This window comes from Thalassobacter sp. 16PALIMAR09 (genome assembly GCF_000765485.1).
GTDB lineage: Bacteria > Pseudomonadota > Alphaproteobacteria > Rhodobacterales > Rhodobacteraceae > Thalassobacter > Thalassobacter stenotrophicus.
This window is the reverse complement of sequence record NZ_JHAK01000003.1, coordinates 89683-115692: the sequence shown is the minus strand read 5'-3', so window position 1 is coordinate 115692 and position 26010 is coordinate 89683. Positions and strand designations below refer to the sequence as shown.

The 26010-nt window shown below is 57.5% G+C and carries 27 protein-coding genes and 1 tRNA gene; 21 read left to right on the top strand and 7 right to left on the bottom strand.

Going from position 1 to position 26010, the window contains the following annotated elements; genetic code table 11:
* Positions 1-107 precede the first annotated feature (107 nt).
* The 4 genes from PM04_RS07960 (at position 108) to PM04_RS07945 (ending at position 3024) form a co-directional block, all read left to right on the top strand.
* Positions 108-184: transfer RNA gene (locus PM04_RS07960), tRNA-Arg, on the top strand.
* 153 nt (positions 185-337) lie between these two features.
* Entirely contained in the window at positions 338-1189 is an 852-nt protein-coding gene (locus PM04_RS07955) for a transketolase (protein WP_038005568.1), read from the top strand.
* Positions 1186-2232, top strand: a complete 1047-nt coding sequence (locus PM04_RS07950; protein WP_038005567.1) for a transketolase family protein — start codon at positions 1186-1188, stop codon at positions 2230-2232. Before PM04_RS07955 ends, PM04_RS07950 begins: the two co-directional genes overlap by 4 nt.
* A 33-nt stretch (positions 2233-2265) precedes the next feature.
* The gene (locus PM04_RS07945) at positions 2266-3024 is read left to right on the top strand and encodes an SDR family NAD(P)-dependent oxidoreductase (protein ID WP_038005565.1); all 759 of its coding nucleotides are present in this window, start codon (positions 2266-2268) and stop codon (positions 3022-3024) included.
* Positions 3025-3094: 70 nt separating this feature from the next.
* Here PM04_RS07945 and PM04_RS07940 read toward each other — a convergent pair whose 3' ends face one another.
* On the bottom strand, positions 3095-3940 hold the full coding sequence (locus PM04_RS07940) for a fumarylacetoacetate hydrolase family protein (protein WP_038005564.1): 846 nt from the start codon (positions 3938-3940) through the stop codon (positions 3095-3097).
* A gap of 37 nt (positions 3941-3977) precedes the next feature.
* Complete coding sequence (locus tag PM04_RS07935; RefSeq protein ID WP_052068372.1) at positions 3978-4679, bottom strand: GntR family transcriptional regulator; 702 nt, start codon at positions 4677-4679, stop codon at positions 3978-3980.
* A gap of 165 nt (positions 4680-4844) precedes the next feature.
* Here PM04_RS07935 and PM04_RS07930 point away from each other — a divergent pair, with 165 nt between their 5' ends.
* From PM04_RS07930 to PM04_RS07885, 10 genes are all read left to right on the top strand, one after another.
* The gene (locus PM04_RS07930; RefSeq protein WP_038005562.1) at positions 4845-5858 is read left to right on the top strand and encodes a TRAP transporter substrate-binding protein; all 1014 of its coding nucleotides are present in this window, start codon (positions 4845-4847) and stop codon (positions 5856-5858) included.
* Between the two features lie 161 nt (positions 5859-6019).
* Positions 6020-6778, top strand: a complete 759-nt coding sequence (locus PM04_RS07925; protein ID WP_235281429.1) for a TRAP transporter small permease subunit — start codon at positions 6020-6022, stop codon at positions 6776-6778.
* A 4-nt stretch (positions 6779-6782) separates the two neighbouring features.
* Positions 6783-8378, top strand: a complete 1596-nt coding sequence (locus PM04_RS07920) for a TRAP transporter large permease subunit (protein WP_038005560.1) — start codon at positions 6783-6785, stop codon at positions 8376-8378.
* Between the two features lie 51 nt (positions 8379-8429).
* Positions 8430-9515, top strand: coding sequence for a mandelate racemase/muconate lactonizing enzyme family protein (locus PM04_RS07915; protein ID WP_038005558.1), 1086 nt, complete (start codon positions 8430-8432; stop codon positions 9513-9515).
* Positions 9512-10462, top strand: a complete 951-nt coding sequence (locus PM04_RS07910; RefSeq protein WP_038005556.1) for a phytanoyl-CoA dioxygenase family protein — start codon at positions 9512-9514, stop codon at positions 10460-10462. Before PM04_RS07915 ends, PM04_RS07910 begins: the two co-directional genes overlap by 4 nt.
* A 79-nt stretch (positions 10463-10541) precedes the next feature.
* A complete protein-coding gene (locus PM04_RS07905) occupies positions 10542-12032 on the top strand; it encodes a UxaA family hydrolase (protein WP_038005554.1) in 1491 nt (496 codons plus the stop codon).
* The gene (locus tag PM04_RS07900; RefSeq protein WP_234702845.1) at positions 12029-13093 is read left to right on the top strand and encodes a Gfo/Idh/MocA family protein; all 1065 of its coding nucleotides are present in this window, start codon (positions 12029-12031) and stop codon (positions 13091-13093) included. Before PM04_RS07905 ends, PM04_RS07900 begins: the two co-directional genes overlap by 4 nt.
* Before the next feature lie 11 nt (positions 13094-13104).
* Complete coding sequence (locus PM04_RS07895; protein ID WP_038005547.1) at positions 13105-13983, top strand: NAD(P)-dependent oxidoreductase; 879 nt, start codon at positions 13105-13107, stop codon at positions 13981-13983.
* On the top strand, positions 13980-14705 hold the full coding sequence (locus PM04_RS07890) for an SDR family oxidoreductase (protein WP_038005544.1): 726 nt from the start codon (positions 13980-13982) through the stop codon (positions 14703-14705). Before PM04_RS07895 ends, PM04_RS07890 begins: the two co-directional genes overlap by 4 nt.
* A gap of 7 nt (positions 14706-14712) precedes the next feature.
* Positions 14713-15600, top strand: a complete 888-nt coding sequence (locus PM04_RS07885; protein WP_038005541.1) for a DMT family transporter — start codon at positions 14713-14715, stop codon at positions 15598-15600.
* 32 nt (positions 15601-15632) lie between these two features.
* Here PM04_RS07885 and PM04_RS07880 read toward each other — a convergent pair whose 3' ends face one another.
* The gene (locus tag PM04_RS07880; protein WP_038005540.1) at positions 15633-16370 is read right to left on the bottom strand and encodes an SDR family oxidoreductase; all 738 of its coding nucleotides are present in this window, start codon (positions 16368-16370) and stop codon (positions 15633-15635) included.
* A gap of 69 nt (positions 16371-16439) precedes the next feature.
* Positions 16440-18221, bottom strand: a complete 1782-nt coding sequence (locus tag PM04_RS07875) for an IlvD/Edd family dehydratase (RefSeq protein ID WP_038005537.1) — start codon at positions 18219-18221, stop codon at positions 16440-16442.
* A 121-nt stretch (positions 18222-18342) separates the two neighbouring features.
* On the opposite strand from PM04_RS07875, the gene PM04_RS07870 reads away from it, so the two are divergent.
* From PM04_RS07870 to PM04_RS07855, 4 genes are read left to right on the top strand one after another with little or no spacing between them, the layout of a single operon-like run.
* Positions 18343-18825 carry a hypothetical protein gene (locus PM04_RS07870; protein WP_038005535.1) on the top strand — a complete coding sequence of 161 codons (483 nt, stop codon included), beginning with the start codon at positions 18343-18345 and terminating at the stop codon, positions 18823-18825.
* Positions 18822-19532, top strand: coding sequence for an AzlC family ABC transporter permease (locus tag PM04_RS07865; protein ID WP_038005533.1), 711 nt, complete (start codon positions 18822-18824; stop codon positions 19530-19532). The genes PM04_RS07870 and PM04_RS07865 overlap by 4 nt, the downstream gene beginning before the upstream one ends.
* Positions 19529-19849, top strand: coding sequence for an AzlD domain-containing protein (locus tag PM04_RS07860; protein WP_038005963.1), 321 nt, complete (start codon positions 19529-19531; stop codon positions 19847-19849). Before PM04_RS07865 ends, PM04_RS07860 begins: the two co-directional genes overlap by 4 nt.
* A gap of 34 nt (positions 19850-19883) precedes the next feature.
* A complete protein-coding gene (locus tag PM04_RS07855) occupies positions 19884-20582 on the top strand; it encodes an RraA family protein (RefSeq protein ID WP_038005530.1) in 699 nt (232 codons plus the stop codon).
* 41 nt (positions 20583-20623) lie between these two features.
* On the opposite strand, the gene PM04_RS07850 is transcribed toward PM04_RS07855, so the two are convergent.
* From PM04_RS07850 to PM04_RS07840, 3 genes are read right to left on the bottom strand one after another with little or no spacing between them, the layout of a single operon-like run.
* Entirely contained in the window at positions 20624-21172 is a 549-nt protein-coding gene (locus PM04_RS07850; RefSeq protein ID WP_234702846.1) for a redoxin domain-containing protein, read from the bottom strand.
* A gap of 8 nt (positions 21173-21180) precedes the next feature.
* The gene (locus PM04_RS07845) at positions 21181-22104 is read right to left on the bottom strand and encodes an NAD(P)-dependent oxidoreductase (RefSeq protein ID WP_038005528.1); all 924 of its coding nucleotides are present in this window, start codon (positions 22102-22104) and stop codon (positions 21181-21183) included.
* Positions 22105-22115: 11 nt separating this feature from the next.
* Positions 22116-22874, bottom strand: coding sequence for an SDR family oxidoreductase (locus tag PM04_RS07840; RefSeq protein ID WP_038005525.1), 759 nt, complete (start codon positions 22872-22874; stop codon positions 22116-22118).
* Between the two features lie 129 nt (positions 22875-23003).
* Between PM04_RS07840 and PM04_RS07835 the strand changes: the two genes are divergently transcribed.
* From PM04_RS07835 to PM04_RS07825, 3 genes are read left to right on the top strand one after another with little or no spacing between them, the layout of a single operon-like run.
* On the top strand, positions 23004-24035 hold the full coding sequence (locus PM04_RS07835; protein ID WP_038005524.1) for an L-idonate 5-dehydrogenase: 1032 nt from the start codon (positions 23004-23006) through the stop codon (positions 24033-24035).
* A complete protein-coding gene (locus tag PM04_RS07830) occupies positions 24035-24628 on the top strand; it encodes a LysE family translocator (RefSeq protein WP_038005521.1) in 594 nt (197 codons plus the stop codon). Before PM04_RS07835 ends, PM04_RS07830 begins: the two co-directional genes overlap by 1 nt.
* Complete coding sequence (locus PM04_RS07825) at positions 24625-26007, top strand: FAD-binding oxidoreductase (protein WP_052068361.1); 1383 nt, start codon at positions 24625-24627, stop codon at positions 26005-26007. Before PM04_RS07830 ends, PM04_RS07825 begins: the two co-directional genes overlap by 4 nt.
* Positions 26008-26010 lie beyond the last annotated feature (3 nt).

Here is a 26010-nt window from a genome sequence, read left to right as displayed (position 1 = left end):
TGTTAGCGCTATAAGCCTAGGCTGATCAAGCGAAAGCCGGCTTTGAGAGCGTAGCCATAAAAATAAACTGGCTAGGCCGATCTATGAGCGGTAATGATCCCACCGCAGGCCCCGTGGCTCAACTGGATAGAGCAGCCCCCTCCTAAGGGGCAGGTTGCAGGTTCGAATCCTGCCGGGGTCACCAGCTTGGTGTTTCGCTTGCCTCCTACCTCCGCCGAACAAACGCGGCGCGGCAAACCTGCGCAAAATCACAAATGGTATACCAAATTTTGATTGCCAAATGCGCAGAGTGATGGTTCCCTCCGCGTAGAATTTAGGCAACCGGAATGTCCACCTCATGACCGAAACGCCCCAATCGAACCTCCCGAATGTCAGCCTTGCGCAGCGCGCTTGGGCAATCCGCCGCAATGCCCTTTTGATGGGCGAGGTGCAGGGTCAAGGCTATATAGGGCAGGCCTTGGGTGCTGCGGATGTATTGGCGGTCAGCTATTTTCACGCCCTGAACTACCGACCCCAAGATCCCGAATGGGACGGGCGCGACCGGTTTTACCTGTCCATCGGCCACTACGCGATTGCACTTTACGCAGCCCTGATGGAGGCCGGAATTCTACCCGAGGACGAAATCGGCACGTACGGCATGGACGACAGCCGCATGCCGATGTCCGGCATGGCCGCTTACACCCCGGGGATGGAGATCACCGGCGGCTCCCTCGGGCATGGATTGGGTATCGCGGTGGGTGCCGCAATGGGGCTCAAGCGCAAAGATAATCCGGCATTCGTGTACAATATGATGTCCGACGGCGAGTTGGGGGAAGGCTCAACTTGGGAAGCGGTTATGTCAGCCGTGCAATGGCGGCTCGACAACCTGATCTGCATTGTAGATTTCAACGACCAGCAGGCCGATGGCAAAACCACCGACGCCTTGGCTTCTGGCCCACAAGCCCCCCAATGGGAGGCGTTCGGGTGGCATGCCCAAGAGGTAGACGGCAATGACCTAGATGCGCTCACCGCCGCGTTTGATAAAGCGCGCGCGCTAACCGACCCAAAGCCGCGCGTCATCATCTGCCGCACCCAGATGTGTAAAGGTGTGCCCTTTCTTGAAGCCCGCGAGATGGCTCATTTTGTGCGGGTCGAGCCCGAGGAATGGTCCGAAGCGCTCCAGATTTTGGATGAGGGGAAACCGACATGAGCGAGCTGATCCCACCCCACTCCCGGCGCAAATCCAAATACGCACCGCGCAAAGCACCCGATACACGGCTCGCTACATCTGCGATGATCGCCTCACTCGACGCAGAGGGGCGTGAGACGATTGCAGCCCCCTTTGGCCACGCATTGGCCGAACTCGCCCAAACGCGGGACGACATCGTGGGCCTGTCTGCGGATCTGTCGAAATACACGGACCTGCATGTCTTTGCGAATGCGCACCCAGACCGGTTTTATCAGATGGGCATGGCCGAGCAGGTGATGGTGTCCGCTGCCGCAGGCCTCGCGCGGGAGGGGTTTACCCCCTTTGCCACCACCTATGCCGTGTTCGCGGCACGCCGGGCATATGACTTTATCTGCATGGCAATTGCCGAGGAAAACCTACCCGTAAAAATCTGCTGTGCACTTCCGGGGCTGACCACTGGCTATGGTCCCAGCCATCAGGCCACCGAAGACTTGGCGATTATGCGCGGCATGCCCAATCTGACGGTGCTGGACCCCTGCGATGCGATTGACACAATGCAGGCCACCCACGCCATCGCCGATCACCCGGGGCCGGTCTACATGCGACTGCTTCGCGGGCAGGTGCCAAATGTGCTGGGCGAATATGACTACCAGTTCAAGCTCGGCAAGGCGCAGATGATCCACGATGGCGCGGACGTTTTGTTCATCGCGTCGGGATTTATGACGATGCGGGTTCTGGATGCAGCCAAAGCGCTAGCCCGCGATGGGATATCGTGCGCCGTTCTGCATTCACCCACGATCAAGCCGCTGGACGCCGCAACCATCACCCGCGAGGCGCGCAAGGGCGGGCGGTTGGTCGTTACGGCGGAAAACCACTCTGTGACAGGCGGTTTGGGCGAAGCCGTTGCCGCCACCCTAATGCGCGCGGGCGTACATGTGCCGTTCCGTCAAATAGGCCTGCCGGATGAATTCTTGGATGCGGGCGCCTTGCCCACATTGCACCAACAATATGGCCTGACCGTGGATGCGGTCTGCGCGTCTGTCAAAGACTGGCTTTCTCAGTGAATCGAATTTGAAGCCACGACCAAAGGACACCAGATGACCCAACTGCTTGCCAACAAAACCGCAATCATCACCGGCGCGGCCAGTCCCCGCGGCTTGGGCAAGGCGACGGCAACCTTGTTTGCCGAGCACGGCGCGCAGGTGGTGATCCTTGATTTGGATGCAAGCCAAGCCCAAGCAGCTGCCGCCGATCTGCCCGGCACAGGCCATATCGGGCGCGCTTGCGATGTGACCGACCGAACCGCCTGCCTGTCTGTAATCAAAGAGCTGATCGGCACGCTCGGCCAGATTGATGTGCTTGTGAACAACGCAGGCATCACACAGCCGCTCAAGCTGATGGAAATTGCGCCCGAAAACTACGACGCCGTGTTGGACGTGAACCTGCGCGGAACGCTTTACATGTCACAGGCGTTGATCCCGCACATGCGTGAGCACGCACGGGGCAACATCGTGAACATGTCCTCAGTCTCGGCGCAGCGGGGCGGTGGCATCTTTGGCGGCCCGCATTATTCCGCGGCAAAAGCCGGTATTCTGGGGCTGACCAAAGCTATGGCGCGCGAGCTGGCCCCCGCAGGCATCCGCGCGAATGCGATTTGTCCGGGATTTATCGACACTGATATCACCGCTGGTAAACTTACGCCCGAAATGCGGCAATCCGTCTTGGATGGTATCCCGATGGGCCGGGCAGGCACCGCCGCAGACGTGGCCGGATGCGCCCTGTTTCTTGCGTCCGACCTATCGGCCTATGTCACTGGGTCCGAGGTGGACGTAAACGGCGGCTCCCTGATCCACTAGGCCGCAAAACGCAAAACACACGGCCATTTCGGGCCGTGTGTTTCAATGTTACGCGCCAAAAGGCAACGCCTTAGTCAGCGGCTTGCGCAACCTGACGCTGGCGGCCCAACCCTTCAACCTCGACCTCCATCACATCGCCGGGCTTGAGGAAACGTTGAGGTTTCATACCCATGCCAACGCCGGATGGCGTGCCTGTCGCAATGATATCGCCGGGCTGAAGCTCCATGAATTGGCTCATGTAGGATACAATTTCGCGCACCGTAAAGATCATGTCGTCCGTGCTCGAATCCTGCACTGTTTCGCCATTCAACGACAGCTGCACGCGTAGGGCTTGGGGGTCTGCGACCTCATCGGCGGTCACAAGGTATGGGCCGGTGGGACCAAACGTCGGCGCGGATTTACCCTTGATCCACTGGCCGCCCTTTTCGATCTGAAACTCACGCTCGGACACATCGTTGATGGTGCAATAGCCTGCCACATAGTCCAGCGCGTCATCCTCGGACACGTAAAGCGCGGTGCGCCCGATCACGACACCCAGTTCGACCTCCCAATCACCTTTGACAGAGCCGCGTGGAATGATCACCGGATCAAAGGGGCCGGACAATGCCGATGAGGCCTTAGAGAACAGGATCGGTTCTTTGGGGGGCTCGGCACCGGTTTCTTCGGCGTGTTTGGCGTAGTTCAGGCCAACGCAAAAGAAGTTCGGCACGGAGGCCAAGCAGGACCCAATGCGCCCTGGCTCAGACACGATAGGCAAGCTGCTCAGATCAACAGCCCGCAGCGCCTCAAGCGCCTCAAGCGAGACCGATGCACCCGCGAAATCGGTCACATGCGCAGACACATCACGGACGTTGCCGTCAGCGTCCAAAACGCCGGGTTTTTCTTGGCCCTTGGGGCCAAAGTGCAAGAGTTTCATATGGTGTGTCCTTTTTTGGTCTTGGGGTATGAAAATGTTACGACGGAGCGGTCTGATCCGTTTCTTCAGCTTCGAAATAGCCACGGACATTGACCGCGAGCAGCTCTAGGTGGGCAGACAGGCTTTTGCGCACCGCATCGGCATCACGCCGCTTTAGGTCGTCGATGATCTGACCGTGTTGCTTCATCACATTGGCACGGCTGTCCGCACGCCGCGCCGATAGGAACCTGGCCCGCCACATCCGTTCCAACATCGACCGGTGCGCATCAATCAAAACGTCGTTGTTAGACGCCCGCGTGATCGCGAGGTGCACCTGCATGTCCAACTCAAACGCTTCGACCCGCTCGACCAAATCGGCTTCTGCCGCGAACTTGTTCTGGGCGTCTTCGATGTCTTGAATCTGCTCATCGGTGGCCGTTTGACAGGCGAGGTCCGCAGACAGCAATTCGAGCGTCGTCAACACGACGATATTATCGCTGATTTGCTTGAACGTAGGCTGCGCAACGATCGGGCTACGCGCAGGTCGCAACTGCACCAGCCCTTCATTGGCGAGGATACGAATCGCCTCCCGCATGGGGGTGCGACTGACGCCCATCTCAAGCGCATTGTCTCGCTCTTTGAGGGTCGCGCCCGGCGCAAATTTGCCGTTCAGAATGTCGCGCCGCAGCTCCGTCGCGATCTGTTCGGGGAGCGTTACCTCGGCCTGAGGTAAGGATAAATTGTCGTTGGATTTGCTCAAAAAACGGGCCCTGTGCGAATTTTCACTTTTGGTATACCAAAATTTGTTGAATGTCGACATGGCTTTCGCTAGCGTCACGTCAAGATGGTATACCATCTTATGGAATAACTCTGGTTATTCCAGAGTAAATCAAGCGGCCAATGAGCCGTAACGGGAGGAATCACAATGAACTTCAAGTCCATTCTTATGGGGACAGCTGCGGCTGCCATGCTTGCAACAACTGCAAGCGCGGACCCAGTTACCCTGCGCATCCAAACACACTACGCCACAGAGCACCCCACAGGTCAGTTCCTGCAGCGCTGGATCGACGACGTACAAACAATGTCCGGCGGCGACATCACCATCGAGATGTTCTACTCGTCCTCCGTTGTTGCAACGGTCGAAACCTTCGACGCAGCGATCAACGGCATCCTCGATTGCGACGCAACTGGCGGTGGTTACCAGACCGGTAAAAACCCTGCGTTCCAATTCGTTGGCGACATCATGGGTGGCTACGACACACCATGGCAGCAGTACAGCTGGCTCTACTACGGTGACGGCTACGACGCCGCCCAAGCCCTGTACAATGAGCAAAACATGCAGCTCATCGGTTGGTCGATCTACGGTCAGGAATCCCTGTCGTCCTCCAAGCCGATTGCTGGCTTCGAAGACCTGAAGGGCTGGAAGTTCCGTTCGCCCCCCGGCCTCGAAACAGAAATCTTTGACGAGCTGGGCGCATCCCCCATCGTTATGGACTTCACCGAGATCTTTACCGCGCTTGAAACCGGTATCATCGACGGTGCAGACGCATCCGGTCTTGCCAACAACGTTGGCCTCGGCATCTACGACATCGTGAAGCACGCCACATACCCCGGCTTCCACTCCATGCCGTCGGATCACCTTGCGTGTAACCTCGACGTCTGGAACAGCCTGACCGAGCAGCAGCAGCGCATCATCGACACCGCATGGCAGAAGCTCAGCTTCCAAATCGCGCTGTTCAACGAAAAGGCGAACTCCGAAGCGGCAGCAGAACTGCAAGCACAGGGCGTGACGCTTTATGACTGGTCCTCTGAGGATCGTGCGACCTTCCGTCAGGCGGCACAAACCGCATGGGAAGGCTGGGCCGACAAGAACCCAGAAACACGTGCGTTGGTCGAAAGCCACAAGGCCTACCTCAAGCAGCTCGGCCTGATCAACTAAGCCAAACGGCTCATTGAGAGCACCTCGGGTATCCGAGGTGAGGCGGGCCCGTTTCTGGGCCCGCCGCTCCTAAAAAACTCTATAAAAATGTGAGGGGAGTACACGTTATGGCACAGGAAAGCCTGTGGCTTGGGTCGTACCGAAAACCGTGCAGGCAAGTCATGATTGCCAGCATCGCGATCACACTTGCGCTATTTGCATGGCTGGCTGTGAACCGTATTCTCTTTGGCGAAGACGCCTACGGTATGCACGAAATGATCCGACCAGCTGGAAAACCGTTGGTCTTGGTTATGCTGCTCATGGTGGCTTGGTCGCTGCTGGTATCGGCAGTCTACCTGTCAGACTGGGCCGTCTCGATCGAAACGCCACCTGATGGACTGTTCGACATCGTCTCGCTTGTATGCTCACGCATCGCGATGATCGCCACTGCCTTTATCGTTGTGGTGATGTTCTACGAGGTCGTCTCGCGCTACGTGTTTAGCCGACCGACCCTTTGGGCCAATGAACTGTCGCTGTGGATCGCCGGGTTTGTCTTCCTTCTTGCTGGACAATACGCGATGCAGCAACGCTGCCACATCCGCATCTACATCATCTACGACATGTTTCCGCGCTGGCTGCAAAAGATCTGTGACCTCATTTCGACATCGCTGATCTGCTTGTTCACATTCGCAATGATCTATGGTGGCTACAATGATGCGATGCGTCGGATGCTGCGGATGGAAACCTTTGGTACCGCATGGGATCCACCCCTGCCCGGTACGCTGAAACCCGCGATTCTGATCATTATTCTAGCCGTCACCATTCAGGCCGTTTCGAACCTGATTGCCGACTGGAACAAAGAACCGGGTGAGCACACCCCAGCCGACGATATCGACGCAGAAGAAATCGAAAAGATCAAAAAAACACTGGGTGAGGTATAATAACATGGTCGATATAGGCACACTCAGCCTCATCATCCTGCTGGGCATGTTCGCGCTACTGGCCATTGGCATGCCGCTTGGCTTTGCCTCGGCCTTTCTGGCGGTTGTCACGCTTTTGCTAAAGTTTGACGTGGACATTCTGTTCAGAACCTTTGGTCAAGGGCCGCTGTCTGTTCTGGGGCAGGCGGTCTATCGACAGATGACGAACTACGTCCTCATCTCGATACCGTTGTTCATATTTATGGCCGCCCTTCTCGAAAGGTCGGGCATCGCCAAGGATATGTATTCGTCGCTAAACGTTTGGCTGTCCCGTACCCGTGGTGGCATCGCAATCGTGACGTCGATCATGGCCGTCATTATGGCCGCTATGTCCGGCATCATCGGTGGTGAGGTGGTCCTATTGGGCCTCATCGCGCTGCCACAGATGCTGCGGTTGGGGTACAACCAAAACCTCGCGATCGGAACGATCTGTGCGTCCGGCTCGCTTGGTACAATGATCCCGCCCTCAATCGTGTTGATCTTTTACGGGCTGGTCACTGAGACATCGATCAAGGCGCTGTTCACTGCGTCCTTCCTGCCGGGCTTTATGCTGGCGACGTTCTTCATCACCTACATCATCGTGCGCACCAACCTGAACCCGTCACTGGCCCCGCTGCCAGAACCGGTCCCAGGTGAGCCTGAGGGCAATGAAAAGCGTCTGATGTTTCTTGGCTTCCTTGCCAAAACCGGCATGTGGATTGCGGGCGTCCTGACAGGACGCGCCTTGTTCTTCACAGTCACAGGTGACAACGCAGTCGTCGAAAATACCGATCCGATCCCGTTGGGCATGGTTGCAGACCTACCCTACCTTGCGGGTGCCTTAGTCGTCTTTGCCATCATTGCCTATGTTATCGTCGGCAAAAAGCGCACGGACGCAGGTTGGGAAATGGGCAAAGGCCTTGTCGCTCCGATCATCGTGATCGGCGTGGTCATGGGCTCGATCTATGGTGGCATCACCGGGATCACCGAAGCCGCTGGCATGGGTGTGATCGCAGTGTTCGTCATCGGCCTGCTGCGCCGTGAGATGAACTTCGAAATCGTATGGGATGCTTTGGTCCGCACATTGCGGTCAACGGGGACAATCATCTGGGTGACCATCGGTGCCTCGGCATTGGCTGCGGCCTACACACTGGTCGGTGGGCCGACCTATGTGGCCAACCTGATCGTTGGCTATGACCTGCCAACGATGGGCGTGATCTTGGTGATGATGTTGATCTTCTTGATCATGGGGATGTTCATGGACTGGATCGGTATTGTTCTGCTGATCATGCCCGTGTTCCTGCCCATCGTGATCCGGCTCCCCGCCGAAGAGATCGGGTTCTTTGCATCGATCGATCCACGCTTGATCCCAATTTGGTTCGGTGTGGTGTTCTGTATGAACATGCAGGTCAGCTTTCTGTCACCGCCCTTTGGCCCGGCAGCGTTCTACCTGAAATCGGTCGCACCTGCGCACATCTCGCTCACGGACATCTTCAAAGGCTTCTTACCGTTCATCGCCCTACAGCTTTTAGCTCTGGCGGTGCTGCTGGCCTATCCGCCTATCGTGACGGTGTTCTTGTAAACCAACCCTTGGGGGCACCTTCACCGGTGCCCCCAATTTAGGAAGACCCCCATGGCACGCATCGACCGCATTCAAACCGACCACTACGTTATCCCTCTGCCCCGCGCGCTAGAGGATTCGATGCACGGCACCATGACCGGCTTTGAGGTCGTAACCGCGCGCGTCACAGATAGCGATGGGGCCACCGGCGTCGGATATACCTTCACCTGCGGGGTGAACGGCGGCGCAATTGCAGACATTCTCGGCCGCGAAATGACCCCGATGGTCATCGGACGCGACGCCGCCATGATCGAAGCGATCTGGAAAGACATCTGGTGGGCCTTTCACTACGGCGGACGCGGCGGGCCAACCGTGCTGGCGCAATCCGCGTTGGACATGGCCCTGTGGGACCTAAAGGCGGTCAAAGCGGGCCTCCCTCTCTATCAACTCCTTGGCGGCTTCGACGCCGCGGTCCCCTGTTACGCGGGCGGGATCGACATCGACCTCACGCCCCAAGAGTTGGTGGAGCAAACGCACCAAAACATCGCCCACGGTCACCGTGCGATCAAAATGAAAGTCGGGCGCGACCTGCTGCGCGAAGACGTGGCCAAAATTGCGGCCATGCGGGATGCCTTCGGGCCTGACATGCCGCTGATGGTCGATGCCAATATGAAGTACACCGTGGATGCAGCCATCCGCGCCGCGCGTGCATTCAACGATTTCGACCTCGTCTGGTTTGAGGAGCCGATCCCGCCCGAGGATCCCGCCGGTCACAAGCGCATCCTAACCGAGGGGGGCATCCCCATCGCCTCAGGCGAAAACCTGCGCTCCCTGTGGGAGTTCCGCACCGCGATCGAAGGCGGTGTGACATTCCCCGAACCCGATGTCACCAACTGTGGCGGCGTCACGCCATTTATGAAAATCACCCGCTTGGCCGAGGCCTTCCACTTGCCCGTCACCAGCCACGGTGCCCACGACATCACGGTCCATCTGCTCGCGGCCTGCCCAAACCGCTCCTATCTTGAGGCGCATGGGTTCGGGCTCGAAAACTACGTTGAAACTCCACTCAAAATCGAAAACGGCCACGCCATAGCGCGGGATACGCCCGGCCACGGCGTCGCTTTTGATTGGGACAAGCTAGAAAGGCTACGCGCATGACACTCGTCCTAACCCCTGATCAAATCGCAGCTTTTGAACGTGACGGCGTGCTCGTCATCGACGATATACTTTCCCCCGCGACCCTCAGCGCGATCAAAGCGGAATACGCAGCCCTGCTCGATACGCTTTATTCTGAATGGCATGCCCAAGGTCGCGTCCCTCCCGCAGGCGACATGGATTTCTTCGAAAAACTATCCGTCGCCTATGAAGCAGGATGCGAATGGTTCCAACCGATGGATATCTCGCTGCCCGGCTCCGAAATCGCGGCGGACACACCGTTTCATACCGGCCCTGCCGTGTTCGACATGCTGACCTCACCACGCCTTTTGGACGTAGTTGAGGATCTGATCGGTCCCGAGATCACATCGAACCCCATCCAACACGTCCGCCTCAAACCACCCGCTCGCACCTTACGCACCTCCGAGACGACCGCACATATCATGGCCACGGACTGGCATCAGGACCGCGCCGTCGCTCACGAAGAAGGCGACCGGACCCAGATGGTCACCGTCTGGCTCGCAATCACCGATGCCACCCTCGACAACGGCTGCCTCCAAGTCATCCCCGGCAAGCCGCAAATGTATCCTCATTGCCCGCAACGCCAAACATCGATCGCCGACGGCTTTCTTGATACTTCCAAAGCCCAGCCGTTGCCCGTCAAAGCTGGCGGCGCCGTGATCTTTCACCCCCTCACCCCTCACGGCGCACTCGACAACGTATCAGACGGCTTCCGCTGGTCCTTCGACATCCGCTTCAACGTCACGGGCCAACCCACGGGTCGCGCGCACTTCCCAGATTTCGTCGCGCGGTCACGCGCTACCCCACAAACTGAACTGCACGATTGGCACACGTGGCGGGACATGTGGCACGAAACCCGCGCCACCCTCGCACCTCAAACCCATATCCCAATTCACAGATGGACCTCCGACAGCCCCGCATGCGCCTAGTACACCCTCTCTTCGGCTCCCCAATATCCCGGGGGAGCGCGCAGCGCGGGGGCAGAGCCCCAAATAGGACCACACCACAATGACCACCGTCCGCCTGTCCGACCAAGATAACGTCGTCACCGCGATCAAGCCCCTCGAAATCGGTAGCGATGGCGCAACCCAGCTGATCCCACGCGGCCACAAAATGGCCGTCGCGGACATCGCCAAGGGCGCACCGGTGCGCAAATACGCCCAGATTATCGGCTACGCTGCCGAAGATATCGCCAAAGGCGCGCATGTTCACACACACAACCTAGAATTTCGCGGTGTAGACACTGAATACGAGTTCTCAACCAACCTGCATCCCGTACCCAAAGCAACGACCCAAGACACGTTCATGGGCTACAAGCGCGCCACAGGGCGTGTTGGCACCCGAAACTACATTGCGGTTCTGACGTCCGTGAATTGCTCGGCCACCGCTGCGCGTATGATTGCCGCGCATTTCACCCCGGACACGCTTGCAGATTATCCAAACGTCGATGGTGTTGTGGCCTTTGTGCATGGCACCGGCTGCGGCATGGCCGGCTCCGGCGATGGGTTCGAAGCTCTGCAGCGTGTTATGTGGGGCTACGCCAAGAACCCAAACATCGGTGGCGTTCTGATGGCCGGTCTGGGCTGTGAGATGAACCAAATCGACTGGCTGGTTGAGGCATACGGCCTCAAGCCCGGGCCTCTCTTCCAAAGCATGAACATCCAAGACGTGGGCGGGCTGCAAAAAACCATCTCACTCGGCATCAAAAAGATCCAAGAGATGCTGCCCGTCGTCAACGCCTCGACCCGAGAAGAAGTTCCCGCGTCGGAACTGATGGTGGCCCTACAATGTGGCGGCTCGGACGCATGGTCCGGGGTCACCGCGAACCCCGCCGTTGGCCATGCCTGCGATCTGCTTGTCGCTCAAGGCGGTACAGGCGTGCTGGCCGAAACGCCCGAAATCTATGGGGCGGAACATCTCCTCACGGCCCGCGCGATTGACCGCGCCACCGGTGACAAGCTGCTTGGCCTCATCAACTGGTGGGAGGATTACACTGCCCGCAACATGGGCAGCATGGATAACAACCCTTCCCCTGGGAACAAAAAAGGCGGCCTTACAACCATCCTTGAGAAGTCGCTGGGGGCTGCCGCAAAGGGGGGTACGACCCCGCTCATGGGCGTCTACAAATACGCCGAGCCGGTCACGGCCAAGGGTTTCACCTTTATGGACAGCCCTGGCTATGACCCTGTCTCTGTCACGGGACAAATTGCCAGCGGCTGCAACCTTGTGTGCTTTACCACCGGACGCGGCTCGGCCTTTGGTGCCAAACCCAGCCCCTCAATGAAGGTCGCGACCAACACCGAAATGTACAGCCGTCTGTCGGATGACATGGACATCAATGCTGGCACCATTCTGTCCGACGGTAAATCCGTTGAGGACGTGGGCCGCGAAATCTATGAGATGTGGCTGCGCATGGCTTCGGGTGAGTTGTCGAAATCCGAGGCGCAGGGCCTTGGCGACTACGAATTCGTCCCATGGCAAATCGGTGCAACGATGTGAGCACGGCAGTTCCACTCACGATCATTGGCGCAGGCTCCATTGGGCAGCGGCACATCGGTGTCGCGCAATCCTGCGCGGCCGTTGATCTGGTCTGCGTGGTGGAACCTGACGACACACTGCGCGCCACGCTTGCGCAGCAGGGCCTGCCGATGGTCGCTAATATTGATGCGGCACCTGCCGACACACGGGCAGCCATCATAGCCACTCCGACCCCAGACCATGCAGAAAGCACGCTTAAGTGCTTTGACAAGGGCTGGGCCGTGCTGGTCGAAAAACCGACCGCGCATACGCTCGATGCCGCGAATGACCTGGTCCAACGCGCCAGCACTCTGGGCCTGCCGTTTTTCACGGGACACCACCGTCGCTGCCACCCATTCACCATTGCTGCCCGCGATGCCCTCTCTGAGTTGGGCGATTTAGTTGGTGTGCAGGGGCTTTGGTCCTTGCGCAAACATGCCAGCTATTATGATGCGCCGTGGCGCAGGGCACCCGGGGCGGGGCCGCTGATGACAAACCTCAGCCATGAGGTGGACCTTCTGCATTTCCTCGTGGGAGAAATCACCGAAACGACGACGCTTTTGTCCTCCGCCAGTCGGAACCTTGTGATTGAGGACACCGCGTCAATGGCCTTCCGCTTTGCACAAGGCGCGTTAGGTTCAATGCTAATGTCCGATGCGGGGGCCTCGCCTTGGTCCTTTGAAACCGGCAGCTATGAGAACCCTGCCATTGCCGGGTCAGGCGAGGATTATCTTCGATTTACCGGGACTGAGGGGGCGCTGGCGTTTCCCTCGTTAACTCGTTGGGGCCGCTCTGACGGGGGCGAAATCGAATGGTCCAAACCACTGCTCAGACATGACGCGCCAGAGTTCGCCAAGATCGACCCAATCAAAGAGCAACTGATCCGCTTTGCGCATGTGGCCAACGGCGGTCAGGACGACGTCATCTGCAGCGGCGCAGAGGGTGTCAAAGCCCTAGAAATCACACTTGCCGCCGCCCTATCTGGGCGCAACGGCCATCCGGTTCGTCAAGGCGACGTACCCGGAAATTTCACAGGAATATAAGGGAGTAAAATATGAAAGTTGGTTTTATCGGATTGGGCCTGATGGGGCGCGCAATGGTCGAATGCCTGCAAAAGGCAGACTATGACGTCATCGTTCTGGGCAACCGCGATCGCACCGGGATTGAGGCCGCATTGGCCCGCGGCGCGACAGAGGCCGCCAACGCACGCGAAGTCGCTGAGGCCTCTGATGTTGTGATGATCTGCGTCGGCACCTCAGACCATGTTGAGGCGAATGTTTATGGCGACAATGGCATCCTTGCGGGCGTCAAATCCGGCCAAGTCGTGATTGATTTTGGCACCTCTCTGCCTGCATCGACGCTCAAGATCGGGGCGGACATGGAGGCAAAGGGCGCGACCTATCTAGACGCCCCAATCGGCCGGACCCCTGCCCACGCCGTAGACGGACTGCTGAACCTGATGTGTTCTGGCGACAAAGCCGCGTTTGACCGGGTAAAGCCCGTGCTCGACGTTATGGGCGAGAATGTCTTTCACCTAGGGAAGCTGGGTAGCGGCCACACGATCAAACTGATCAACAACTACTTTGGCATGACCACGGCCTGCGCCATGTCCGAAGCATTTGCCACCGCCGACGCCGCCGGCATCGACCGTCAGCAATTGTTCGAAGTCATGGCCGCCGGCCCCCTGCGGTCAGGCATGATGGAATTCGTGCGTAACTACGCCGTTGACGGTGACCAAAACCTCGCGTTTTCGATCGCTAACGCGTCGAAGGACGTGGGCTATTACCGTCAGATGACCCAAGATATGAACCTGAACAGCAAAATGTCCGCTTGTGCAGGCGACGCGCTGAAAGCCGCGACCGAAGGCGGCGACGGCGATAAGATGGTCTCACAGATGGTCGACTGGATGAGCAAAAGCATGGGCCCCGCATGACACGACTTGCTGGAAAACGTGCATTCGTCACCGCAGCCGGCCAAGGGATTGGCCGTGCCTGCGTCGAGGCCTTAACAGCCAATGGCGCGCAGGTCATTGCGACCGATCTCAACGCAGACTTGCTTGAGGGGTTGGAAGCTGAAAAAGCATTTGCCCTTGATGTGTTGGACAAAGACGCCCTGCAAGCGGCTGTCAAAGACGCATCACCGGACATCTTGGTCAATTGTGCAGGTCACGTGCATGGCGGCTCGGTGCTAGAGGTATCGGACGACGATTTCGCATTTGCGATGCACCTGAACGTACGTGCGCAGATGCATGCCATTCAGGCCGCTTTGCCCGGAATGATCGATAAGGGGCGCGGGTCGATCATCAGTATCGCCTCCGTCGCCTCTAGCGTGATGGGCCTGCCCAATCGCTGCATATACGGCACGTCCAAGGCCGCAGTGATCGGCCTGACAAAATCTGTTGCGGCGGACTTTGTGACCAAGGGCATCACTTGCAACGCCATCGCCCCCGGTACCGTCGATAGCCCATCTTTGCACGATCGGCTCAAGGCCACGGGCGACTACGACGCCGCAATGGCCGCGTTTGTTGCGCGCCAACCCATGGGCCGTATTGGCACCGCACCTGAGATCGCAGATCTGGTGGTTTATCTCGGCTCGGATGAGACGCAATACATGACCGGCCAATGCATCAGCATCGACGGCGGGATGACGATATGAGCCGCGCTTGGTAGGCGTTCTCCCCCGCGAAGATAAAACCGCTGCGGGCATCGGTATTATGGTGCTCGCGGTGGCCTTGTTCACCTGTATCGACACGTCCGCCAAGTGGTTGCTGATCGCAGGGTTGCCTGCGTTGCAGGTGGTATTTGCCCGGTACGCGGGGCACCTGCTCGTATCATTGATCGTGTACCTCCCCCAAGAAGGATTGGGCGCGATCAGATCCCAAAGCCCAGGCAAGCAATTCCTGCGTTCGGTCTTTTTGCTCGGCAGTACGATCCTCAACTTCATCGCACTCAGCTATCTGCCCATCACAATCACCACGACGATCCAATTCACAATGCCCATCGTGGTGACCCTATTGGCGATCCCAATGCTGGGTGAAACCGTAGGCATTCGTCGTATCATCGCGGTCTGCGTTGGCTTTTCGGGGGTACTGGTCGTGACCCAACCATGGTCGGCAGCATGGCATCCGGCGATGCTGTTGTCGGTTGCATCGGTGGTGGTGGCCTCGCTCTACTTTGTGATGACCCGCATGTTGGCCGGCATAGAAAGCAACGCAACACAACAGCTTTGGTCGTCAGCCGTATCCACCACAATCTTGCTGCCCTTCGTAATCAAGGGCTGGGTCTGGCCACCCGATATCCAAGCATGGATGGTATTCATGGCCATCGGCTTTTTCGGCGCCACGGGCCATATTGCAGCCACCACCGCACACCGCTGGGCCGATGCCTCGCTGCTGTCACCGATGTTCTACACGCAGATCGTGTTCGCCGCCTTCGCAGGTATCTTTATCTTCGGCACATGGCCCACGCTCTACACACTAGGCGGCGGCGCGATCATCATCGGATCAGGCCTGTACATCTGGGCCAGAGAGCGAAAAGTGAAAGGTGGGTGACCAATATCACCCAGCCAATCCCAACGTTGGGCCTAGCCGCGCCCGATATAGGGCATCGCTGATGCCATAACGGTCATAAACTGCACGTTCGCATCCAACGGCAACGACGCCATATGCAGAACAGATGAGGCAACGTTCGATACGTCCATTACAGGTTCCACCGCCATAGACCCATCAGCCTGTGGCACACCCTTGGTCATTGCCACAGCCATGTCAGTCAAAGCGTTGCCAATATCGATCTGACCACACGCAATATTATACGCCCGCCCATCCAAAGAAACAGAACGCGTCAAACCGGTGATTGCGTGCTTAGAGGTCGTGTAGGCGGCTGAACCATACCTCGGCACATAGGCAGAAACCGAACCGTTATTAATGATCCGCCCACCCTGCGGGTCCTGCACCCGCATCAAGCCAAAGGCCACTTTCGCGCAGATAAAGCTGCCGGTGATGTTAATGTCGATCAGGTTGCGCCACGCGGCAACGTCGATCTCATCCACAGTGCTCGACGCCAATGATACACCCGCATTGTTGAACAGCACATCCAGATGGCCCCACTGCGCCGCCGCTTTCCCAAACGCATCCACTACCGATGCCTCGTCACTCACGTCACAAGGCATAGCCAACGCGTTCTCATGCGTCGCCGCAACAGCCTCCAAAGCCTCAGCGTTACGCCCCACAAGACCAACCTTCCAGCCCGCCTTAAGAAACGCCTCAGCCGTCGCCTTACCAATCCCGCGTCCGCCGCCGGTGATGATGATACTCTTTGTCATGGACCCGTGTCCTTACCTTCTTTGGTTCTTAAATATCTCGGGGGAGCGAAGCGGGGGCAGAGCCCCCAATCAGTGGTTATCACGCGGCAAATCGTGGCGGATTTTCTGGTACGCCGTCGCCAACTCCAAACATCCACCATCGGACAATTGCCCAACATGCTTGCGGTAGATCTCCTGCCAGGGTGTCTGATGCTTTAGCTCAGGCGCTTCCCACGCATCAATACGCGCTTGCCACTCGTCGTCTGGCACCAAAGCATCCATTCGGCTCGCGTTTAAATCCAACCGGACACGGTCGCCTGTGTTCAGATAGGCAAGCCCACCCCCCACCACCGACTCTGGTGACGCGTTCAGGATCGATGGGCTTTCGGACGTGCCGGATTGGCGGCCATCACCAACCGTTGGCAGGTGGTTCACCCCTTGCCGCACAATCGCGTCCGGCGGCAGCATGTTCACCACCTCAGCGGAGCCGGGATACCCCACGCAGCCAACACCGCGAATGAACAGAATTGTATGATCATCAATCTCAAGCGCGGCATCATTGATCCGGTCGTGATAGTCCTCGGGGCCCTCGAACACGACGGCACGCGCCTCAAACACCCCTTCATTGCCCGGCTCTGATAGAAACCGCTGACGGAAATCTGATGAAATCACGCTGGTTTTCATCAGCGCACTGTCAAACAAATTGCCCGACAAAACCTTAAAGCCAGCATGTACGCGCATCGGCTCAGCGTAAGTCGTGATCACGTCGGTATCTTCACTCTCCCACCCGGACAGGTTTTCACCCATCGTTTTTCCAGTGGCGGTCATGACGCCCAAATGCAGGCGGTCGGCCTTAACCAGCTCACCCATCACCGCGGGCACACCACCTGCGCGGAAAAAGCTCTCGCCAAGGTATTCACCGGCGGGCTGCATGTTCACCATCAAGGGCACGTCAAAACCGATTTTCTCCCAATCGGTCACGTGTAGATCAACGCCGATATGCCGCGCCACGGCCTGCAAATGCGGCGGTGCATTCGTCGATCCACCAATCGCAGAATTCACGACAATTGCGTTTTCAAATGCCTCACGCGTCAGGATGTCAGACGGCTTCAAGTCCTCATAGACCATCCCAACGATCCGTTTACCGGTCTCATAGGCCATGGCCATGCGCTCACGAAACGGTGCGGGGATCGCGCTGTTACCGGTCAGGGTCATACCCAGCGCCTCGGCCATCGCATTCATGGTGCTGGCCGTGCCCATCGTGTTGCAATGCCCTTGGCTCGGCGCAGAGGAGCACACGCGCTTCATAAACTCCTCATAGTCGATCTTGCCTTCGGCCAGCAGGCGGCGGCTTTCCCAGACAATTGCGCCGGACCCAGCGCGTTTGCCCTTCCACCAACCGTCCAGCATCGGCCCGCCGTTCAGGGCGATGGCGGGAATGTCCATGGTGGCCGCCCCCATCAACATCGCAGGCGTGGTTTTATCACAACCAGTGGTCAGTACGACACCATCCAGAGGATACCCGTGTAGCACCTCAACAAGGCTCAAGTATTGCAGGTTGCGATCCAGCGCCGCCGTTGGGCGCTTGCCGGTTTCCTGAACCGGATGCACTGGGAATTCCATTGGAATGCCCCCGGCCTCACGGATGCCCGCCTTAATGCGGTCCATCAGGAATACGTGGATCTTGTTGCAGGGCACAAGGTCTGAGCCGGTCTGTGCAATCCCAATCACCGGACGCGCGCTTTGCAGCTCTTCGCGGGTAAAGGTGCTGTTCTGGTACCGCTCTGTATATAGCGCGGTCATGCCAGGGTTGTTTGGGTTGTCGAACCACTCCTGTGAGCGGAACCGCTTGTTGGCGCGGGTGTCAGACATCGTGCCCTCCCATGATGTGAATCTGCCCGCTTACAAAGGGGCGCTTGGCATACCTTTCCGAAATGGTATACCAAATGCAAGGGCAAAGATGAGCCTACCCAAGGGAGAGAGAAAGCAGTCTATGCGAAACGGTATCCTACGCGCGGCATGCGTGATTATGGCTTTTGGCTTTGGTTCAGGGGCATCAGCTGATGTTGATCTGATCACCACCGATGCATGTCTGAATGAGCGGCTCGCCCAAGGGGAAAACCCAACCGTTTGTGTGGATCAAGCGCACCAGCGCTGTTTAACAATGCCCGGCGATATGAGCGCCTCAGCGATACTGTGTTTTGGCCAAGCCCGAGAGGCGTGGAACATTGGAATCGCCGCCAACATGGAGCGAATCAAAGAAACCGCGGATGAGCGGCTCGCGACGATTGCAGCGGTTGAGTTGAAGTACGACATGCTGGGAAACTTGATGCAATGTGACCGCATGGAAGAGCTGGCAAAGGCCGCATCCGAGGCCACAGGCGATCAAATCGCCCGGCAGCGCGCGCAATGCGAAGCCTCGGCTGCAGGTCTGGTATATCTGCGGGTCAAGTTGCGGTCGCGCAGCCTGCAATGACCGCGCGCCAAGCCTTTTGGCGCGGCTACCTCGATTGCGCGCCATTCATCCTGATCGTTGTGCCCTATTCGATGCTGTTCGGCGTCGTCGCACGGGACGCGGGTTTGGATATTTTGCAGACCATGTCCATGTCGGTTTTGGTGATTGCCGGGGCCTCTCAATTCACAGCGCTTGCGTTGTTGCAGGACCAAGCGCCTGTGTTCATCGCCCTATTCGCTGCACTTGCCGTTAATCTGCGAATGGCGATGTATTCGGCCGCTTTGGTCCCGCACTTGGGCCATGCCCGGCTGGGAACACGAGCTTTGATGGCCTACTTGATGGTCGACCAAGCCTTTGCTGTTGCGGTCAAAACATACGAAGATCGCCCCGAAATGGCCCCTGACACCAAGGTTGCGTACTACTTTGGAGCGATGATGTTGATCTGTCCGATCTGGTACGCTTGCACGCTTTTGGGGGCCGTGTTGGGGCAGGCCATACCCGAAAGTTGGTCGTTGGATTTCGCCGTTCCGATTTGTTTCATCGCGCTCACCGCGCCCCTGCTAAGGTCGCTATCACACGTGGTGGCAGCCCTTACGTCCTGTGCGATGGCGATTACTTTCGCGTGGGTGCCTTGGTCGCTTGGCTTGTTCATTGCAGCGATCATAGCAATGATCGTGGGCGCACAGACGGAGCTGTTCCTGCGGCGCCGTAAGGCATGCGCGTCATGATCGACGATACGACATTTTGGGCACTGACCATCGCGCTTGGGCTTGGCACATTTGCCATCCGGTTTTCATTCCTCGGCCTGCTGGGCGGACGAGAATTGCCGGAATGGGCGCTATTGCATCTGCGCTATGTGGGGGTCGCGGTTTTTCCCGCACTGTTCACGCCTTTGGTCCTGTGGCCTGACGCCACTGGCGGCGACATGGATCCAGTTCGCATCATCGCAGCGATCGCCGCGTTCTTGGTTGGGCTTCGTGGGTCCGTGATCGGGGCGATCATCGCCGGAATGGGCACCTTTTATGCGTTAGCATTTATACTTTGAACCGCACCGAAATACACCGTTAAGGGAGATTAACATGATCGAAGAACCCGCCAAGCTGCAAATCCGCGCCACGATCAAGCGGCCGACTCAAGCGCAGATTGACGCCTTTAAGAACATCCCAACCGGGTTCTTGTGTGACGCGATGGAGGGGCAAGGCGCGCTTTGCACATCGATCCAGCCGGTCTGCACAGATGGTGGCCTGCCCCTGCATGCCCATGGTCCTGCATTGGTCGCGGACAACGGCCCGGCCGAGATTTTGGCAACGATGGGCGCGCTCCACATCGCGCAAGAGGGCGACATCGTTGTGGCCGCAGCACACGGTCACACGGATTGCGCTGCCGCCGGCGACAGGTTCTGTGGAATGATGAAAAACAAGGGCGTTGCTGGGTTTGTCACTGATGGCCAAATGCGCGACTACTCCGGGATTGTGGCTGCGGGCCTGCCTGCTTGGTGTGCCGGGCTTAGCCCAAATTCGCCTTACTCGAACGGTCCCGGCAAGGTTGGATTTGGTGCTGTAGTTGGGGGGCGACACATCGAAACCGGTGACATAATTGTCGCCGACCGAGACGGTGTTGTCGTCGTTCCCTTTGCAATGATCGATCCTGTGATCGCCCAGCTTGCCGCCATTCAGGAGTTGGAGGACACTCTCGATGCAAAGGTCCAAGATGGCTTTTGCGAGATGGCGAAAGTCAAAGCAATGCTAGAAGATGGAACTGCGAAGATGGTCAGCTAAGCGAGGGGCCGCATTAACGTGCGGCCCACATGGTTAACCAATTAAGCGGTCCCGCGCACCGGCCGATCATTTTCGATATTGAAGCGCATTCCATCGAGAAGTTCATCCAAATCGGGCCGCGACGCCGGCCCATTTGAGATATCAACCAACATCAATGTTCCATCAGGCCGGATCGCAAAGGTGCCCGGTTCGGCAAACCGCGTGGTGGTTTCCGCCTCGGACAAAGGATCGGAAACATAAAGCCCAAGGGACCGCATCTGCGGCTCCGTCAACCCGTAGCACAGATCAAATTCCCAACCGAACTCAGCCTTGTCCAGCTGGGCTTTTGCCAAGCTATCCGCAGAAACAACAACGACATCCATCAGCGCCGTCCAGTCCGAGAGCATAGCGTTGAACTTGTTCAGGTAGCGCTTGCAACGCGGGCAATGCTTACCCCGGTAAACCACCAACAGTGTCCAGCGATCCTTGGGGCCACCAATGGTGATTGGACCACCGTCCACTGCGGTGAATTGCATCGGCGTGATAGGTGCGCCAACATTGGGCTTGGGGGATGACAATTGGAAGTCCTTAGTTAGGTCCAGTGTGCGCAAGGTTAATCCTAGCTTTCGCCTTTCTTAACCGCCTCCGGCAAATTGCAGCCGTTCAATTCAGCGATGTGGCTGGCAATCGTAGGCACATAGTCCTGCCCTTTGCCAACCGCTTCGGCTTGATCAAAGTAATTCCGAACCGCTGCACCCATTGGGTTCATTACTCCGGCTGCTGTGGCCATGGACGCCACGTACCGCACATCTTTAGCCGCATTCGAGATAGCAAATTTGTGCGCATTGGGGTCGCCACCGACGGCGCCAGAAAAGAACGTATCGAAAAAGCCGCACCCCATGCGCGAGGGCGCCATGACATCCCGCACCGATTGCGGTGTCAGGCCAGATTTGACCGCGATGCTCAGCGCCTCAGAGTAAACCGACGCATATGACATCGCCATGAAATTCATAATTAACTTCATCTTATGGCCTGCCCCAACTGTACCGATATGGTTAATTGAGCCGGACCAGCATTCGATAACTGGCTTAACCTTAGTAAACGCCTCATCCGATGCACCGACCATCGCATCAAGCGTCCCGGCCTCAGCTTCTTTGGGTGTTCGGCCCAACGGTGCGTCAACCATGTGCACACCTTGCGCTGCCATTTCATCCGCCAGCGCCATCGTAGATGTCGGGTCAGCAGTCGTCGTATCGACAATAATCAATCCGTCACGCGCACCAGCTAAGATACCGTCAGGATCACGAATAATGGCCTCAACCTGCGGAGAGTTGGACAGACAAAGGTGGATCACATCACACTGCTCTGCCATTTCTCGCGCGGTCTGCACTTCGGTCGCACCCATACCCAAAAGGCTATCGACGGGAGCCCGGTTGCGATTTCCTTTGATGACCAAAGGATATCCACCCTGAAGGATGTTTTTCGCCATCCCGTGCCCCATCAGCCCAACGCCGATGAACCCGACCGTTAATTTTTCAGTCATCTCTATTTCCTCTAAAGGCTCGCTGTAATGCCACCGTCGACATACAGCGTGTGTCCGTTAACGAAGCTCGCCGCGTCAGAGGCAAGGAATACCGCCGCGCCCTGAAGCTCCTCGACATTGCCCCAGCGTCCTTGCGGCGTCCGTTTTTCTAACCATGCGGAAAACTCTGGATCTGCCACCAAAGCCGCGTTCAGGGGGGTGTCAAAATACCCCGGAGCAATCGCGTTGCAGTTCAGCCCAAGCCGAGCCCAATCAGTTGCCATCCCTTTGGTAAGATTGGCAATCGCACCTTTTGAGGCCGTGTAGGGCGCAATACCGGGGCGCGCGAGTGCCGTCTGCACTGAAGCGATGTTGATGATTTTGCCCTGACCACGCGGGATCATATGCTTTGCCACCGCCTGCCCAACATAAAAGGCAGAATTTACATTGGTTCGCATCAGATGATCAAAGGCGTCCGTCTCAAAGTCCTCTAGTGGACCGCGATGTTGCATGCCGGCGTTGTTAATCAAGATGTCGATTTGCCCAACGCGTTCATAGTCATTGACCGCCTCGCGCACTGCGGCAGGATCTGTCACATCAAAGGAAAGCGTGTCTACCTGCGCGCCCGTCGCGCGCAAAGTGTCCGCAGCTGCTTCGAGGTCGTCCTCGTTGCGACCATTCATGACCAGCCGCGCGCCTGCCTTCGCAAGACCTTTGGACAGGGAAAACCCAATGCCCTTAGAGGACCCTGTGACCAGCGCCACGCGGCCAGTTAGATCAAAATTTGGCATGTACCCTCCGGTGCTGCGTGGTCTTTGGGTGTTTGACAAATCCCTGCCGACGCTCTTACTTAGCAAAAATGGTATACCATTTGCGGCGCAACGCAAGCCGCGTTTTCAGAGGCTGGGGAGGGTCATCTGATGCAAGCACTCTATGCGCATGGGCCCAAGGATTTACGCCTGAGCGAGGCGCCTGATGAGGCCTTGGGTCACGACCAAGTTCGCATCAAAATGGCTCGTGGCGGCATCTGCGGCAGCGACATGCACTACTTTAATCATGGAGGTTTCGGCAGCGTTAAGCTTCGTGAACCTATGATCCTTGGGCATGAAGTGTCCGGTCATATTTCTGAAGTGGGTATTAACGTCAGTGGACTAAAGATCGGTGATCTGGTCGCAGTCTCCCCTTCACGCCCCTGTGCAGGGTGTGATGAATGCCTGCGCGGCCTGCCAAATCAGTGTCTAAATATGCGGTTTTACGTCTCGGCGATGCCATATCCTCATATCCAAGGCGCCTTTCGGGAAAGTCTGATTTCGGACGCTTCGCAATGCGTCAAAGCAGATGGACTAAGCCCTGCGGAAGCCGCAATGGCTGAACCCTTAGCAGTTTGTTTGCATGCGATAAAACAAGCGGGAACCATGTTGGGAAAACGCGTTCTAGTGACCGGGTGTGGCCCAATCGGTATCCTCATCATTCTAGCTGCGCGGCGTGCAGGCGCGGCAGAAATCATTGCAACTGATATAACCGATACTGCGCTTGAGCGTGCAAAAAACGCCGGTGCAGATATAACCATAAACACCCTATTAATGCCGGATGCGTTAACCCCGTACACCATAGGGAAAGGCTCGCTCGACGTCGGGATCGAATGCTCGGGGGCGGAGCCCGCGCTGCGCGCAATGATCGGCGCGCTACGGCCACGCGCGACCCTAGTCCAGCTCGGCCTCTCGGGTGACATGACACTCCCCATGATGCAAATCACGGCCAAGGAGCTCTCGATCAAAGGCTCATTTCGTTTTCATTCAGAGTTCGCACAGGCCGTCGCATTTATGCAAAAGGGCCTGATCAATGTCGCCCCGCTCGTCACCCACAGCTTTTCTTTGGCGCAATTTCAAGATGCATTTGAGACCGCAAATGATCGGACCAAGGCTATGAAAGTGCAGTTGGATTTTTCCTGATGGGTACGTTCACACTTGCTGTTATTTTGCTAATCATAACGCCCGGCCCAGGGGTGTTAACCACTGCGGGCTTTGGCGCGGCGTACGGATTTCGGCCGTCGTTAAGGTATGTGCTGGGCCTGTTCATCGGCACCAACCTTGTTCTTTTAGCCGTCGTAACGGGGATGGCCGCAATCGTGTTGTCAGTTCCCTGGCTGCGCACGCTTTTGATGACGGCCTCAATTGCATATTTACTCTATCTCGCTGCGCGGATCGCATTCGCTGGATCCAAGATTGCGTTTATTGCGGCCAAGACCCCACCCGGCATTGGCGGCGGCCTCGCCTTACAAGCGATTAACCCAAAGGCCTACGTGGTTAACACGTCTCTTATTTCTGGGTTCAGCTTTGCGCCCGATAATCTGCCCTTTGAGCTATTGACCAAAGTACTGATTATGAACGCAATTTGGATTCCAATTCATCTGGCTTGGCTTTGGGCTGGCACGGCTTTGCACGAGCTGAACCTTAATCAACGCACCCAACGTGCGATTAATGGCGGCATGGCCCTAGCAATGCTGGCTGTTGTCGCCCTAGCCACATGGACCGCCACAACATGAGCATCAAATCCGCAATAGACACGCTTACAGCGCAACTTGGCGATAAGATCAGCACGTCGCAGGCGGACCTAACTTTGCATGGTCAGAACGAGACTTATTTCCCAAACACGCCTCCCGATGCCGTGGCCTATCCGGCCTCAACGGAGGACGTTTGCACGATCGTCAAAACCTGCGCGGATCATAGCTGCCCCATCACCCCGGTCGGCGCAGCATCGTCGCTTGAGGGCCAACACCTCGCAACCGCAGGCGGCATTAGCCTCGATTTTCGTGATATGAACCAAGTGCTTGAGGTTAGCCCCGAGGATTTAAACTGCGTGGTTCAAGCCGGTGTCACGCGGAAAGGGTTAAACCAGTATATCCGCAACACTGGCCTGTTTTTCCCAGTAGATCCTGGCGCAGACGCGAGCATGGGCGGCATGGCCGCAACCCGGGCCAGCGGCACGACCGCCGTGCGCTACGGGACGATGCGTGAAAACATTCTCGCGCTTGAGGCCGTGTTGGCCGATGGCACCGTGATCCGCACGGGCTCGGCCGCGCGCAAAGCCTCAAATGGCTATGACCTGACGCACTTGCTGATTGGCTCCGAAGGCACCCTTGGTATCATCACTGAATTAACGCTAAAGTTACACGGATTACCGGAGGCGACCACTGCCGCCACCTGCCGATTTGAAACAGTGGACGATGCGGTTAACTGCGTGATCGCGACAATTCAATGCGGCATTCCCATGGCCCGGATCGAACTTCTGGACCACATGATGGTGCGGGGTTTTAACAAATACTCCGATGCGGGCTTGCCCGAAGTGCCACATCTTTTCCTAGAATTTCATGGGTCCCCCGCAGCTGTCGAAGATCAACGCACAGCTTTCTCCGAAATCGCACACGAATACGGCGCCTCTGGCTGGAAAACCGCCGACACCACCGAGGATCGAACCGCCCTTTGGGCAATGCGCCACGACGCGCACTACGCTTCTGCCGCGTTGGGCAACGGCAAAAATATTTGGCCAACAGATGTCTGTGTTCCAATCTCAAAACTGGCGGAAGCGGTTGGTCAAGCCCAGCGAGATGCCGAAAAGTTAGGGTTAACTGCGACGGTCGTGGGCCATGTGGGGGATGGCAATTTCCACGCAGGCCTTTCGGTCGATCCCAATGATCCGGCTGAAATGAAGCGCGCCGAACAGTTCACCGGGGACCTGTGCAAAACGGCCTTACGATTGGGTGGGACCGTATCGGGTGAGCACGGTATCGGCCTTGGAAAACAGCGCTACATGCAGGCGGAGCATGGCGACGCCCTGACCCCGATGCGTGCGATAAAGGCCGCGTTAGACCCTAAAAATATCCTCAACCCAGGCAAAATGTTACCGCCGACAAACGAGAAATAGATC

Excerpts from the sequence above, each read along its gene's own strand:
- PM04_RS07955 (WP_038005568.1), top strand. The coding sequence starts at position 338 with ATGACCGAAACGCCCCAATCGAACCTCCCGAATGTCAGCCTTGCGCAG.
- PM04_RS07950 (WP_038005567.1), top strand. The coding sequence starts at position 1,186 with ATGAGCGAGCTGATCCCACCCCACTCCCGGCGCAAATCCAAATACGCA.
- PM04_RS07945 (WP_038005565.1), top strand. The coding sequence starts at position 2,266 with ATGACCCAACTGCTTGCCAACAAAACCGCAATCATCACCGGCGCGGCC.
- PM04_RS07940 (WP_038005564.1), bottom strand. The coding sequence starts at position 3,940 with ATGAAACTCTTGCACTTTGGCCCCAAGGGCCAAGAAAAACCCGGCGTT.
- PM04_RS07930 (WP_038005562.1), top strand. The coding sequence starts at position 4,845 with ATGAACTTCAAGTCCATTCTTATGGGGACAGCTGCGGCTGCCATGCTT.
- PM04_RS07925 (WP_235281429.1), top strand. The coding sequence starts at position 6,020 with ATGATTGCCAGCATCGCGATCACACTTGCGCTATTTGCATGGCTGGCT.
- PM04_RS07920 (WP_038005560.1), top strand. The coding sequence starts at position 6,783 with ATGGTCGATATAGGCACACTCAGCCTCATCATCCTGCTGGGCATGTTC.
- PM04_RS07915 (WP_038005558.1), top strand. The coding sequence starts at position 8,430 with ATGGCACGCATCGACCGCATTCAAACCGACCACTACGTTATCCCTCTG.
- PM04_RS07910 (WP_038005556.1), top strand. The coding sequence starts at position 9,512 with ATGACACTCGTCCTAACCCCTGATCAAATCGCAGCTTTTGAACGTGAC.
- PM04_RS07905 (WP_038005554.1), top strand. The coding sequence starts at position 10,542 with ATGACCACCGTCCGCCTGTCCGACCAAGATAACGTCGTCACCGCGATC.
- PM04_RS07895 (WP_038005547.1), top strand. The coding sequence starts at position 13,105 with ATGAAAGTTGGTTTTATCGGATTGGGCCTGATGGGGCGCGCAATGGTC.
- PM04_RS07890 (WP_038005544.1), top strand. The coding sequence starts at position 13,980 with ATGACACGACTTGCTGGAAAACGTGCATTCGTCACCGCAGCCGGCCAA.
- PM04_RS07880 (WP_038005540.1), bottom strand. The coding sequence starts at position 16,370 with ATGACAAAGAGTATCATCATCACCGGCGGCGGACGCGGGATTGGTAAG.
- PM04_RS07875 (WP_038005537.1), bottom strand. The coding sequence starts at position 18,221 with ATGTCTGACACCCGCGCCAACAAGCGGTTCCGCTCACAGGAGTGGTTC.
- PM04_RS07870 (WP_038005535.1), top strand. The coding sequence starts at position 18,343 with ATGCGAAACGGTATCCTACGCGCGGCATGCGTGATTATGGCTTTTGGC.
- PM04_RS07865 (WP_038005533.1), top strand. The coding sequence starts at position 18,822 with ATGACCGCGCGCCAAGCCTTTTGGCGCGGCTACCTCGATTGCGCGCCA.
- PM04_RS07860 (WP_038005963.1), top strand. The coding sequence starts at position 19,529 with ATGATCGACGATACGACATTTTGGGCACTGACCATCGCGCTTGGGCTT.
- PM04_RS07855 (WP_038005530.1), top strand. The coding sequence starts at position 19,884 with ATGATCGAAGAACCCGCCAAGCTGCAAATCCGCGCCACGATCAAGCGG.
- PM04_RS07845 (WP_038005528.1), bottom strand. The coding sequence starts at position 22,104 with ATGACTGAAAAATTAACGGTCGGGTTCATCGGCGTTGGGCTGATGGGG.
- PM04_RS07840 (WP_038005525.1), bottom strand. The coding sequence starts at position 22,874 with ATGCCAAATTTTGATCTAACTGGCCGCGTGGCGCTGGTCACAGGGTCC.
- PM04_RS07835 (WP_038005524.1), top strand. The coding sequence starts at position 23,004 with ATGCAAGCACTCTATGCGCATGGGCCCAAGGATTTACGCCTGAGCGAG.
- PM04_RS07830 (WP_038005521.1), top strand. The coding sequence starts at position 24,035 with ATGGGTACGTTCACACTTGCTGTTATTTTGCTAATCATAACGCCCGGC.
- PM04_RS07825 (WP_052068361.1), top strand. The coding sequence starts at position 24,625 with ATGAGCATCAAATCCGCAATAGACACGCTTACAGCGCAACTTGGCGAT.